Raw genomic sequence first — 12,818 nt, 5'->3', positions numbered from 1 at the left:
TATATTTAGTATAACGAGATTTTTTTGTGAAATGAACAAAAAACCCCGAATAGGGTCACTTTTTAAAGTGTCCACTATTCGGGGTTCAGTTCAGAGTTGCGATAGCTAGGTTTTTTTGTTGGAAGTAAAAGTATAGCTCTTAAAATGAGGGGGTGATTTCCGTTCCAGGCTACTCGCTTTGTTGCTGCCGCTACGCTTTCGCACAGAGCAAGGCTTCCTGTGGGCGAGCGTCGAGCCGCTTCCTTCGCTCGGCTCAGTCCAGGATCTCGCCTGTCTCACTTTCCCACGGGAGTCGAGTAGCCTTCCACTCCAATCAACAATATCGTAGAACTTTAATAAATTTTATGAATGGCAAATGAGAACGCTAAGGCTACACATCATAATCAATCAGAATAGTAAGGGCGATTGTACATCTGTTGTTGATTCTGCTACGATAACACTTCGCTTTCGCACGAAAAAACACCGGTAGCTAAAGCTTGGTTTTATTACATTAAATCGGATAAATATGCAAGAAACACACGCTATATGAATTGGTTGATTGGAGTGGAGGCTGGGCGACTCCTTGGGAATCAGCGTCACAGATGAGACCCTGCAGCGAAGCGGCTCATCGGACGCTCCCAGGAAGCTCTGCGCGAAAGCGAAGCGTCAGCGGCAAAGCGCCCAGCCGTAACGGAAATCAACCCCACGATATGGAAGGAATAAGTTAATAATTGTTTCATTTTGGTTCGTAACGGTTATGATGGTATACTACAGAAAATGAGGGATACACTGAAAATGTAGTTCCTAAAAATGATAGTAGAGGAGCCTTTAAATGACGATTCAATTTATTCAATATCCGAAATGTACTACTTGTAAAAAAGCACAAAAATGGCTAAATGACAATGGAGTTTCATATGAAGATGTACACATTGTCGAACAACCGCCAACAAAGGACGAACTATCAAACTTATGGCAAGTAAGTGGACTACCTTTAAAGAAATTTTTTAATACTTCTGGTATGAAATATCGCGAGCTTGGCTTGAAAGATAAGCTTGCTGAAATGACTGAAGTGGAGCAACTTGAACTGCTTGCTTCAGATGGTATGTTAATTAAACGTCCAATCGTAACTGATGGGAAAAAAGTTACGTTAGGGTTTAAAGAATCAGATTTTGAGCAAGCTTGGAAATAACCGCTTTTAATCGCTTTTAATCTTGTTTTTATGAAAGAAGTATGGCACACTGAAAGTGAATATATTACATATTTATGGAGGGGTTTTTGCATGAACACACCTAAAGACTTACGTTACTCTGAAGAGCACGAATGGGTTAAAGTAGAAGATGGAAAAGTACGTATCGGTATTTCTCATTTCGCACAATCTGAACTTGGAGATATCGTTTTCGTTGAACTTCCACAAGTTGGCGACGAAATCAAAACAGATGATCCATTTGGTAGCGTAGAATCTGTAAAAACAGTTTCTGAATTATATGCACCAATCTCAGGTACAGTAGTTGAAGTAAATGCAGATTTAGAAGATAGCCCAGAATTCGTTAATGAATCACCATATGAAAAAGCATGGATGATCGTTGTAGAGCCTGCTGATGCATCAGAAGTTGAAAAGCTTATGACAGCTGAGCAATACGATGAAATGATTGCAGAATAAGACAAGCTTATAAGACAAGCCTGTAATAGAAAAACGTCGGAAACTACCGACGTTTTTTATTATCTTCATCCATTCTGCCATCATAGTGGATGAGGGTGAATGCCAGTATATTCCCTTAACAATAGGTGTCTAACAGTATCAATGACAAGATTTATTGATATAATAATGATAAGGGATATGTCTAAACGGGGGTGGCGTTATGTTCGAGGGGAAATGCTTAATTGTCGAAGGCCGTTCGGATAAGCTTCAAATTGAACCTATTTTAAATGAACATGTTAAAATACTTTGCACGAATGGTACAATTGGTGTGCATCAATTAGAAGAGTTACTTGATCCATATGAAGGCTGTGAGCTTTATACATTTTTTGATGCAGATACATCGGGTGATAAGCTACGAGCATTAATGGACAGACATTATCCAGAGGCCGAGCATTTACGTACAATGCCAACATATAAGGAAGTAGAGACAACTCCGAGAAAGGTGTTAGCGGCGATTTTGCTTCGTGCACATTTCTCAATCCATAATGAATATATTTTGTAAGGTTGCGTGAAAAAAGATGGAAGAATGGTCAAAAGAGCAGTGGGACGTGGCTATCCAGTCTGGTGAAAAGGCTGCTTTTTATTTATATACACCAATGTGTGGAACGTGTGTAGTTGCATCGAAAATGATGTCGGTTGTTGAACAATTGCTGCCACAGCTACAGATTGGTAAAGCGAATATTAACTTTATTGAGCAAATCGCTTATGAAAATAAAATTGAAAGTGTACCGTGTTTACTTGTATGTGAAGGCGGAAAAGTGACGGAGAAGGTTTATGCCTTTCAATCCGTACCGTATTTATACGAATTGTTAAAAAAATAAATTGACTGGACTTTACTCACGTGGTAAAGTACGAATATACTAAAAAATATAAATATATCGAACTCTTATAAAGAGCGGCTGAGGGAAGTGCCCTATGAAGCCCGGCAACCATCACAAATGTGAAAAGGTGCCAAATCACCCAAAGATTTTATCTTTGAAAGATGAGAGAACGGTTCAACGTATAAGTTACGTGACCCCTTCTACTTGTCTATAGTTGAAGGGGTTTTTTACTTCTTTCAGCCGCTGAAATAGAGGAACTCAGTCTAAGAACGCCACATCCTGTGGCAACGACTGAGTGACCAACGTCATGTTGGCCTAGAGCCTCCGGCGGATGTCATGGAATCGAAAAGGATTTCTTTGTGCCAGCACAAAGCCGATTCCAGACGCAATTATGCCGAGGCACAATTGATATAAGAAAAGGAGAATTCGCTATGATTCAGCTTCAAAATATTACGAAGAAATACAAGACCTCGAATGGCGAATTAACAGCAGTTAAAGACGTCAACCTTTCTATCGATAAAGGTGAAATTTATGGCATTATCGGCTATAGTGGCGCTGGTAAAAGTACAATGATTCGTTTGTTAAACGGTTTAGAAAAGCCTACATCTGGTACGGTAACGGTTAACAATCAAGAATTTTCATCCATAAAGGGGCAAAAGCTTAGAGATGCTAGACAAAAGGTCAGTATGATTTTCCAACATTTCAATTTACTTTGGTCTCGAACTGTTGCGGAAAACATTGCTTTCCCACTAGAAATCGCAGGTGTTCCAAAGGCAAAACGTGAGGCACGTGTGAAAGAATTGATCACACTAGTTGGCTTAGACGGACGTGCTAAAGCGTATCCATCACAATTATCGGGGGGACAAAAGCAACGTGTAGGCATCGCTCGTGCACTTGCTAATAATCCAGAAGTATTGTTATGTGATGAGGCAACATCCGCACTCGATCCGGAGACAACAGATGCTATCCTAGATTTACTTGTCGATATTAATGAACGACTAGGTTTAACGATCGTGTTAATCACACATGAAATGCATGTTATTCGTAAAATTTGCCACCGTGTAGCGGTTATGGAAGCTGGAGAAATTGTAGAACGTGGTGAAGTATTACAAGTATTCCAAGCGCCACAAGCGGACATTACAAAAAAATTCGTTTCTCAAATTACAGATACGAAGGAGACACAGGAAACTGTGGCACAAATTAAAGCAAATTACCCTAATGGACAACTTGTAAAGCTAATATTTGTAGGAGAAAAAACAGAGCAGCCTGTCATCTCACATCTTGTAAAACAGTGTGATGTAGAAGTAAGTATAGTACATGGTAATATTTCGCAAACAAAAAATGGTGCGTACGGTACACTTATTGTACAAATTGAAGGCACAGAGTCGAATGTTGCAGCTGCACTTAGCTACTTGCATACAGTCGAAGTACAAACGGAGGTGATTGCCAATGCTAACTAATTTCTTTCCGAATGTCGACTGGGAAAAAATGTGGGAAGCTACGTATGAAACGTTGTATATGACAACAATCTCTACGGTGATCACATTTATACTTGGATTAGTAATTGGGATCTTATTGTTTTTATCAAGTCCAAACCAACTATGGGCCAATAAACTGGTGAACTTTTTAACAGGCTCAATCGTTAATATTTTCCGTTCGATTCCATTTATCGTTTTGATTATTTTATTAATTCCATTTACGAAATTTTTACTCGGCACAATTCGTGGCGCAGATGCTGCTTTACCGGCACTAATTATCGGAGCTGCACCATTTTATGCGCGTATGGTATTAATTTCATTACGTGAAATCGATAAAGGCGTTATTGAAGCGGCTCGTTCAATGGGTGCTAAAACGTCAACGATTATTTGGAAAGTTTTAATTCCAGAATCGTTCCCAGCGCTTATTTCTGGTCTTACTGTAACGGCTGTAGCACTTGTTGGCTATACTGCGATGGCAGGTATTATCGGTGCAGGCGGTCTAGGAAACTTAGCATTCTTAGATGGTTTCCAACGTAATCGCCAAGATGTAACTTTAATGGCGACTATATTAATCTTAATAGTAGTATTTATTATTCAATGGATTGGCGACTTAATTACAGCCAAAACAGATAAACGCTAAAAAGAAAAAAGCGTATCTCGCTACGAACATCAAAAAAGTTATTTCGGTTTTATGCCGCTAACATATTTTAAATTAGTTAAAAGGGAGTGCAATAAAATGAAGAAATTTTTAACAGGATTATTTTTATCAGTATTAGTATTAGCCTTAGCTGCTTGTGGTGCTGGCAAAAAAGATGATACAAACTCAAACGCATCATCTGGTGATAAATCAGACAATAAAGAAAATGTAACATTAACAATAGGTGCTTCTAATACGCCTCATGCGGTTATTTTGGAAAAAGCAAAGCCAGCTTTAGCTAAAGAAGGTATCGATCTTAAAATTGAAACGTATCAAGACTATGTATTACCAAACCAACATTTAGAATCAGGTGAACTTGATGCAAACTATTTCCAACACCTACCTTTCTTAGAGCTTAGCATGAAAGAAAATGGCTACGACTTTGTAAATGCTGGTGCCATTCACATTGAACCAATCGGAATTTACTCTAAAAAATATAAAACTCTTGAGGATCTACCAAAAGGTGCAACAATTTTACTTTCTAGCTCAGTTTCAGACCACGGTCGTATGCTTTCATTGTTAGAAGCTAAGGGCTTAATTAAATTAAAAGATGGCGTTGATAAAACAGCAGCAGAAATAAAAGATATCGCAGAAAACCCTAAAAACTTCAAATTCGATGCAAATACTGCTCCAGAAATGCTTGTACAAATGTATGAAAATAATGAAGGCGATGCAGTTTTAATTAACTCGAACTTTGCAATCGATAACAATATTAATCCATTGAAAGATGCAATTTCTCTTGAAGATAAAGAATCTCCTTATGTAAATATTGTAGCTGTACGTGCTGGTGATGAAACAAAACCAGAAATTAAAAAATTGATAGAAGTATTAAAATCTAAAGAAATCCAAGACTTCATTATTGAAGAATGGAAAGGCTCAGTTGTGCCAGTTAAATAATTTATTTAAAGGGGTGTGTAAGTATAAAACTTACATACCCTTTTTCTTGTTATCGAAAGAATTGAATAATAAACAAAGGCTGATTTTTACTCCGATTTGGCGCTGACAGGATGAGTCGACAAGCTGGAATAAAATAGTGTTTTTTGTAGTTTGAAAGGGTATGTAATTTAAAAGATTACATACCCTTTCTTCTTATTATAAAAAGGCTGTCTTTTATCAGAAAAATATAACTTTTTGTCAGGAGAGGTATTATTCTGTAGTTTATAACAAAAATATAATAATATTTTAAAAGTGATTGATTTACCAAAAATTTTGTATAGAAATTGTTTAGTCATATTTATTACTATAGTTGTTGTGTTTATAAATCAAAAGAATGATAGAAAAATAACGAAGAAGAATAACATGCTTCTTCCATCAACTGGAGTGAACACAAATGAATAAATTAATCGTTGCGGAAGATATCATGCAGGAGCATGAGGTGAAGGGTTATTTTGAAATTTTGCGTGAGAGTGTTATTCGTTCGCGTCTAACAATGACTGCAGTCTTTTTTAAAGTAGCGAATTCCTCACAAGGAACTGATATAGAACGTAATCAAGTGAATCATCAAATTTCAGCTTTTTTAAAATCTAAAATACGAAAAACAGATTTACTTTTCCAACTAGCAGATGGCATGCATTGGGGGATATTTTTTCTGCAAAGTAGTGAAGTAGAGGTAAAAGCATTTTTAAAACGAATTTTCGCAATTCTAACGCAAGAAAGGGAATTTCAACAAATAGCGTTAAAAGCTTCCGTTACTGAAATAAGAAATAATAATGTTGATTTTGAAACATTGTTAGAGAAAAATAAGCACAAACTAGCAGATGAAGAACAGCCGACTTGGTCAGTAGAACAGGTTACAGATTATCGTGTACAACCGACGGAGCAAGTAAAGGTTAGCATTATTGAACAAAATGAAATCTTTAGAAAAGTGCTAGAAACGACACTCGAAAATTTAGACATTCCTCATTATACTTTTGACGTGTCGACCTATGAAGATGGCTATGATTTTTTACAGTCCGATAACTATAAATCTGGCCATATGCATTTAGTTTTGATGAACGATATTTTACCACGTAAAAATGGCTTAGAAATTTTGCACGTTTTGCGAGAAATGCCGAATGAGAAAAAGTTCATCATTTATATGATGTCAGAACGAAACTCAGAGGGTGCAACACTGAATGCTTATGAAGGTGGCGTCGATGAATATATCGTAAAACCATTTAATTTACGTTTGTTAGAAGCAAAAATTAAGAAGACTTTTGCGAGGTTTTGGCTATGATCAAGCTGTCGATTCCTTTTCTTTTAACGGTCAGCGGTATTTTATTAACAGTTCTATTTTTATTTACGATCTATATACTTGTTCAGCGCAAGCGGGAGATTCGTTTTGCAGAAGTGCGTGATACTTTTTTACAAAACTCTTCACAGCAATGGTACAACTATTTAATCAATGATGAAATTTTCTCTATAGTGCTTGTACCCCGAGAGAGAGCTCAAGTAGCAGCTATAGAAATAATCTTTTCATCTTATTTGAAAAATATAAGCAATGAGAAAGTTGAACACAAAATAAAAGAGTTTTCTAATCTCTATTTAAAAAAGTATTATGAAAAGGATTTGACCAGTAAACGATGGAGCATTAGGATGAATGCTTTATATCATATTGCTGATTTACAGATAGAGGATTTATTAGAGACATGTCTTCAATTCGAAAAAACCAAAATTTCGGAGGAGGAATATTTTCAACTGTTAAAAATATACTCTCTCTTCCAACCAGAATTGTTTATCGAAAAAATTAAAGAATCGAACATTCATTATTCTGAAAGCGAATATAGAAGAGTATTTGTCTTGTTAGAGGATGACGTATTTATTCGATTATTTGAAGACTTTAATAGCTGGACAACAAATATCCAATTTGCTGCAATTGATACTGCAGCTGTAAAAAGAAATATACAATACATTGATCGGTTAAAACAGCTATTAACGCATGAGGTTCCAGAAATACAAATAAGAGCATTAAAAGGTCTTTATGAAATTGGTGTAATTGATGAAATCGATCCTTATGTTCCATTTGTGACATCAGATATGTGGGAAATAAGATTAATGGTTGCGAAAATCTTTAAGCATGTACCTCTAAACTATACCTATGCTTATTTAGAACAACTTCTTCAAGATGAAAATTGGTGGGTTCGCTCACAGGCTGCTAAAACAATTGCTGAAAATAGAGATGGAATTGCGAAATTACAGCAATTTATGGAATCCTCAAATGACCCATATGCAATTGACATGGCTCGTGAAACAATCGTCAGAAAGCGAGGGAACAAATGAAAGTATTTTTAGATTTTTGTATGTGGTTCTTTGGTGGATTTATTCTATTTTATATGTTGTTCGTTATTGTTTCGTATTGCGCCATGTTTGTTATAGCCATGTTAGTTATGCGAAAACGCTATAAATTAGACCCCTCAGAGTATGATGATGCGCATACAGATGCCTTTTACTCAAAACCAGTATCCTTATTAGTTCCTGCTTACAATGAAGAGATTGGCGTTGTAGACACAGTCTATTCATTGTTGAATTTACGATATCCACAAACGGAAATTATCATTATTAATGACGGGTCTACTGACTCTACACTACAAACCGTAATCGAGCATTTCCGAATGAAGCCCGTTGATAAAATTGTTCGTACACATATCCCTACAAAACAAGTTAAACAAATTTATGAATCTGAAATCTATAAAAATTGTATTTTAGTAGATAAAGAAAATGGTGGTAAGGCAGATGCATTAAATGTTGGTATTAATGTATCTCAATATCCATATTTCTGCTCTATTGATGGTGATTCAATCTTAGATGAAAAATCATTGCTTCGTGTGATGAAACCGATTGTTTTATCTGATGGTGAAGTGATTGCGGCAGGAGGAAATATCCGAATTGCCAATGGCGCAAAAATGCAGCTTGGTTCCGTTACTGAAACACACTTATCAAATAATTACTTAGTGATCATGCAAATAATAGAATATGCGAGAGCCTTTTTAATGGGGCGAATAGCTTTAAGTAAATACAATCTTGTGCTTATTATTTCGGGAGCATTTAGTGTGTTTTCGAAGGAATGGGCTGTGGAAGCGGGCGGTTATTCAACGAATATTATTGGAGAAGACATGGAGCTCGTCGTGAATATTCACCGTTTGATTAGAAAGAAAAAAGAAAAGAAACGTATAGAATTTGTTCCAGATCCTGTATGCTGGACTGAAGCACCTCAGTCATTAGGGGTTTTGCGAAACCAGCGTAGACGTTGGCATCAAGGATTATTTGAAAGCCTATGGAAGCATAAGACGATGACGTTGAATCCTAAATATGGCTTAATAGGCATGCTTTCATTTCCATACTTTTGGCTAGTAGAATGCCTAGGACCACTAGTTGAGCTAGGTGGTTATATTTATATCGTAGTGGCATTTTTCTTAGGGGAAATCTATTATGAAGTAGCCATAATCCTGTTACTTCTTTTCGTTATTTATGGGGTAATTTTTTCAATAGCTTCTATATTATTCGAAGCATGGATTTTGAATACTTATCCGAAACCGAGAGAGCTACTACGCATGATACTTTTAGCATTTACTGAAATTTTCTGGTATCGACCACTCACTCTTTTTTGGCGCTGTGAGGGATTGCTCCGGTTTGTGCTAAGAAGAAGCGATTGGGGTAATATGAAGCGTGTCGGCATCGGTGAAAAGGAGAAAAGTGTATGAAGCGTATATATATAGGAATTATAGTCGTTCTAATTCTCATTATAACACCTATAGCATGGTGGTATTTCAGCGATGAAAAACCACTCAATGTTGCGATTCTAGATAAAACGGTTCCGAATGAAACTTATCGAGAGCATTTAGGTGTGAACTGGTTTTTAAACCATTATAAATACACAATCGATGAGCATCCGTATGATATACAAAAAAATTACTATGGTACGCTTCCGAATGATAAAACGAAGAAAGTGTCGGAAAAAAAGTTTCCGACTGACTATAGTAATTATGATGTTATTTATTTGGCTGATACGTACGGGGTTTATAAGGATGATTTAGATGAAAAAAAGCGCTTAGGTAAACGTTCAGAAAAAATTGTAGGCGGCTTGGAAATGGATGAATGGCAGTCTATAGTAGATCGTTTAGCAAGCGACAAGAAAAGTATGTTGATTGCTGAATACAATACATTTGCGTCACCAACGACAGTGGAAGTTAGAAAAGAGTTACAGGATTATTTAGGAATTTCATGGTCTGGATGGATTGGGCGATATTTTGATGAGCTTGATTATCATAAAAATACAGAAATTCCACAATGGGTTATAGATGAACATGGTGATAATTGGCCATACAAAGGCGGAGGCTTTCTTCTATTTAATGAAATTACAGAAAAGCTCATTGTGCTAGAGTTGGACAAGCATGTTAACACAGAAGGTATTCAAGTGCAATTTACTGAAGAAGGGAAAAAGTTCTTCAACACCTCTGCTCATGCAGAATATGGCTATTGGTTTGATATTATCACACCTAAATATGCAGAGGATGCTCTCGCTAATTATGAATGGGACTTAACAAAAGAAGGGGAAAAACTATTAGAGGACAACGATATTCCACAGCAATTTGCGGCAATCGTTTCACAGGATAAACGCTACACGACAAGCTATTATTTTGCAGGAGACTTTAACGATATGTCCCAGGTACCAACCCTTTACAAAATAAAAGGATTACCGACCATTTATAAATATGCTGAGAAATATGCAGATAGTTCATTTTATTGGTCAATCTATATACCGGTCATGCATAAAATTTTTGAAACGTTTGAACAAAAAGAAGTTCAAGAAAACGTTAATCATGACAAATTAAATTACAACGCACGTATTAAGGGCGAGTCATTTGAAATCTTACGAGATGGAAAATGGGAGCCGATAGTCTTTAAGGGCGTTAATATCGGTATGGGTAAACCAGGAGCATTCCCTGGTGAGGCTGCTATTACAGAAGAAGAGTACTATCGATGGTTCCGTCAAATTGCTGAGATGAATGCCAATACGATTCGTGTATATACATTACACCCGCCAGGTTTTTATCGGGCACTTGCAAAATACAATGAAGAACATCCAGATAAACCACTGTATGTATTGCATGGTGTATGGATTAACGAAGAAGGCTTGGTTGATTCATTAGATGCCTATGATGAAGCTACTCTAAAGGATTTTCAACTTGAAATGAAACGAATGGTAGACGTTATCCACGGTAATACTTATGTGAAGCCAGTAACAGGGCATGCCTCAGGATTATATGATGTGGACGTTTCAAAATATGTAATAGGCTGGGTGCTAGGAATCGAATGGTATCCACATATGGTTGTTGGTACGAATGAAAAACACGCTAATATAGGCGAATATAATGGAAAGTACTTTGAAACGAAAAGTGCTTCACCATTTGAGCATTGGTTAGCAGAGCAAATGGATCTAATTACTGTTTACGAGAAGGATAAATATAATTGGATCCGTCCAATGAGTTTCACAAACTGGGTAACAACCGACTTATTAGACCATCCATCTGAGCCTTCTGAGGATGAGGATTTGGTAGGCGTAAATCCAAATGTCATCTATACGAAAGGTGAGATGCAGGCACCAGGTCAATTTGCTTCCTATCATGTTTATCCTTATTACCCTGACTTCTTTAACTACGATCAAAAATATTTAAATTATAAAGATTTCCGGGGCAATAAAAATAGTTATGCAGGATATTTAAAAGAACTACATGAGGCGCATAATATGCCTGTTCTTGTTGCGGAATTTGGAATACCTGCAGCTCGTGGTATGACACATGAAAATGTTTATGGCTGGAATCAGGGCCATATGTCCGAACAGCAGCAAGGTGAAACGTTACAACATTTATATGAAGATATTATGCATGAAGGCTTGCTCGGAGGTCTTGTCTTTACTTGGCAGGACGAGTGGTTTAAGCGGACGTGGAATACGATGGATTATGATGATCCAAACCGTCGACCGTTTTGGTCTAATGCACAAACAAATGAACAACAATTTGGCGTACTAAGCTTTGATCGATCTAAAGTAAAAGTAGACGGCGATACAAAGGAATGGAAAGGTACACAAATGTACAATACCTCACCTTCTGACTCAACAGATTTTGCTGTCGATTATGATGAAAGATATTTGTATCTCAAATTAAAAAGTGATGTTTTAGAACAAGCCTCACCTCGTATTTTACTTGATGTAGTACCAAATCAAGGGAATACTTCAGCTACATCCATAAAAGATATGACGTTTTCAAATGGCGTAGATTTTATTGTGGAATTAAATAAAAGTGGAGACTCTCGAGTTGTCATAGATGAATACTATGATTTCTATGATTATTTTTACGGTCATAATATAAATCTGATTCCACCTCGTATGGCAGTTCCTACAAAAAATAGTGGTAAGTTTACTCCGATTTATTATGTGTTAAATAAACAACTGTACTTACCAGAGGAAGATAGAACTACCGACTTTAGTTATTATGAAACAGGGAAGCTGCTTCAAGGGAATGCCAATCCAAAAGCAAAAGATTATAATTCGTTAGTAGACTATACGTGGACGGATGATCATGTGATTGAGCTACGAATTCCTTGGCTACTAATCCAAACTAGAGATCCAAGCCAGCGTGAGTTTATGGGAGATTTATATAAAGATGGAGAGACAGCTTCGATGAAAGTCGATAATATTTATATTGGTGCGGTCTTTGTAGATAGAGAGGGCAAAGTTGTAAAATCTTTACCTGAGAAAAATGGCCAAGTCTTACCGAAACTCTCACCTTATACTTGGGAGCCATGGCAAACACCTAAGTATGAAGAGCGTTTAAAACAATCATATTATATTTTACAAAAATTATTTAAAGATTAATCAATTATGCCTCGGCATAATTGCGTCCGGAATCAGCTTTGTGCTTGCACAAAGAACTCCTTTACGATTCCGTGACATCCGCCGGAGGCTTTAACTTCTTTCAGCTGATGTTTGGACACCCGCTGAAAAGGGCTTAAAGCCACATTCATCTCATCATCTTTAGAGGTGGGAGATCTTTGCTGAAAGAAGTTACAAAGAGCTTAGGATAGGTGATTTTTTACCTATTCTAAGTTTTTTTATTGTTCGATAGAAAATAAAGAAAAGTTTTGCAATTCCGCCTATTCTCCGAACT

At 36.7% G+C, this 12,818-nt stretch carries 11 protein-coding genes and 1 riboswitch; all 11 genes read left to right on the top strand.

The annotated features are described in order from the left end of the window. Positions 1–811 precede the first annotated feature (811 nt). Positions 812–1,168, top strand: a complete 357-nt coding sequence (locus ACQKN4_RS21355; protein WP_079561462.1) for an arsenate reductase family protein — start codon at positions 812–814, stop codon at positions 1,166–1,168. A 90-nt stretch (positions 1,169–1,258) separates the two neighbouring features. After that, a complete protein-coding gene (gcvH, locus tag ACQKN4_RS21350; protein ID WP_079561463.1) occupies positions 1,259–1,639 on the top strand; it encodes a glycine cleavage system protein GcvH in 381 nt (126 codons plus the stop codon). 199 nt (positions 1,640–1,838) lie between these two features. After that, positions 1,839–2,180: a toprim domain-containing protein gene (locus tag ACQKN4_RS21345; RefSeq protein WP_079561464.1), complete on the top strand. Its 342-nt coding sequence runs from the start codon at positions 1,839–1,841 to the stop codon at positions 2,178–2,180. Between the two features lie 16 nt (positions 2,181–2,196). Beyond that, the gene (locus ACQKN4_RS21340) at positions 2,197–2,499 is read left to right on the top strand and encodes a thioredoxin family protein (RefSeq protein ID WP_079561465.1); all 303 of its coding nucleotides are present in this window, start codon (positions 2,197–2,199) and stop codon (positions 2,497–2,499) included. A gap of 62 nt (positions 2,500–2,561) precedes the next feature. Continuing rightward, positions 2,562–2,667, top strand: a riboswitch (SAM riboswitch). 263 nt (positions 2,668–2,930) lie between these two features. Then, a complete protein-coding gene (locus ACQKN4_RS21335; RefSeq protein WP_079561466.1) occupies positions 2,931–3,959 on the top strand; it encodes a methionine ABC transporter ATP-binding protein in 1,029 nt (342 codons plus the stop codon). Next, entirely contained in the window at positions 3,949–4,617 is a 669-nt protein-coding gene (locus ACQKN4_RS21330; protein WP_079561467.1) for a methionine ABC transporter permease, read from the top strand. Before ACQKN4_RS21335 ends, ACQKN4_RS21330 begins: the two co-directional genes overlap by 11 nt. Before the next feature lie 96 nt (positions 4,618–4,713). Then, on the top strand, positions 4,714–5,571 hold the full coding sequence (locus ACQKN4_RS21325; protein WP_427484751.1) for a MetQ/NlpA family ABC transporter substrate-binding protein: 858 nt from the start codon (positions 4,714–4,716) through the stop codon (positions 5,569–5,571). 433 nt (positions 5,572–6,004) lie between these two features. Further along, positions 6,005–6,889 (top strand): response regulator, encoded by an 885-nt coding sequence (locus tag ACQKN4_RS21320; protein WP_079561469.1) that lies wholly within the window; start codon positions 6,005–6,007, stop codon positions 6,887–6,889. Further along, positions 6,886–7,932: a HEAT repeat domain-containing protein gene (locus tag ACQKN4_RS21315; protein WP_427484754.1), complete on the top strand. Its 1,047-nt coding sequence runs from the start codon at positions 6,886–6,888 to the stop codon at positions 7,930–7,932. The genes ACQKN4_RS21320 and ACQKN4_RS21315 overlap by 4 nt, the downstream gene beginning before the upstream one ends. Then, the gene (locus tag ACQKN4_RS21310; RefSeq protein WP_079561471.1) at positions 7,929–9,353 is read left to right on the top strand and encodes a glycosyltransferase family 2 protein; all 1,425 of its coding nucleotides are present in this window, start codon (positions 7,929–7,931) and stop codon (positions 9,351–9,353) included. Before ACQKN4_RS21315 ends, ACQKN4_RS21310 begins: the two co-directional genes overlap by 4 nt. Then, the gene (locus ACQKN4_RS21305) at positions 9,350–12,526 is read left to right on the top strand and encodes a hypothetical protein (RefSeq protein ID WP_427484750.1); all 3,177 of its coding nucleotides are present in this window, start codon (positions 9,350–9,352) and stop codon (positions 12,524–12,526) included. Before ACQKN4_RS21310 ends, ACQKN4_RS21305 begins: the two co-directional genes overlap by 4 nt. The last annotated feature ends 292 nt before the right edge of the window (positions 12,527–12,818 follow it).

Source organism: Lysinibacillus sp. NPDC093692, from assembly GCF_050280125.1.
In the GTDB taxonomy this organism is placed as follows: Bacteria; Bacillota; Bacilli; order Bacillales_A; family Planococcaceae; genus Lysinibacillus.
Note: the sequence above shows the minus strand (reverse complement) of the source record. Positions and strands in the feature narration are given on the sequence as shown.

Excerpts from the sequence above, each read along its gene's own strand:
- ACQKN4_RS21355 (WP_079561462.1), top strand. The coding sequence starts at position 812 with ATGACGATTCAATTTATTCAATATCCGAAATGTACTACTTGTAAAAAA.
- gcvH (WP_079561463.1), top strand. The coding sequence starts at position 1,259 with ATGAACACACCTAAAGACTTACGTTACTCTGAAGAGCACGAATGGGTT.
- ACQKN4_RS21345 (WP_079561464.1), top strand. The coding sequence starts at position 1,839 with ATGTTCGAGGGGAAATGCTTAATTGTCGAAGGCCGTTCGGATAAGCTT.
- ACQKN4_RS21340 (WP_079561465.1), top strand. The coding sequence starts at position 2,197 with ATGGAAGAATGGTCAAAAGAGCAGTGGGACGTGGCTATCCAGTCTGGT.
- ACQKN4_RS21335 (WP_079561466.1), top strand. The coding sequence starts at position 2,931 with ATGATTCAGCTTCAAAATATTACGAAGAAATACAAGACCTCGAATGGC.
- ACQKN4_RS21330 (WP_079561467.1), top strand. The coding sequence starts at position 3,949 with ATGCTAACTAATTTCTTTCCGAATGTCGACTGGGAAAAAATGTGGGAA.
- ACQKN4_RS21325 (WP_427484751.1), top strand. The coding sequence starts at position 4,714 with ATGAAGAAATTTTTAACAGGATTATTTTTATCAGTATTAGTATTAGCC.
- ACQKN4_RS21320 (WP_079561469.1), top strand. The coding sequence starts at position 6,005 with ATGAATAAATTAATCGTTGCGGAAGATATCATGCAGGAGCATGAGGTG.
- ACQKN4_RS21315 (WP_427484754.1), top strand. The coding sequence starts at position 6,886 with ATGATCAAGCTGTCGATTCCTTTTCTTTTAACGGTCAGCGGTATTTTA.
- ACQKN4_RS21310 (WP_079561471.1), top strand. The coding sequence starts at position 7,929 with ATGAAAGTATTTTTAGATTTTTGTATGTGGTTCTTTGGTGGATTTATT.
- ACQKN4_RS21305 (WP_427484750.1), top strand. The coding sequence starts at position 9,350 with ATGAAGCGTATATATATAGGAATTATAGTCGTTCTAATTCTCATTATA.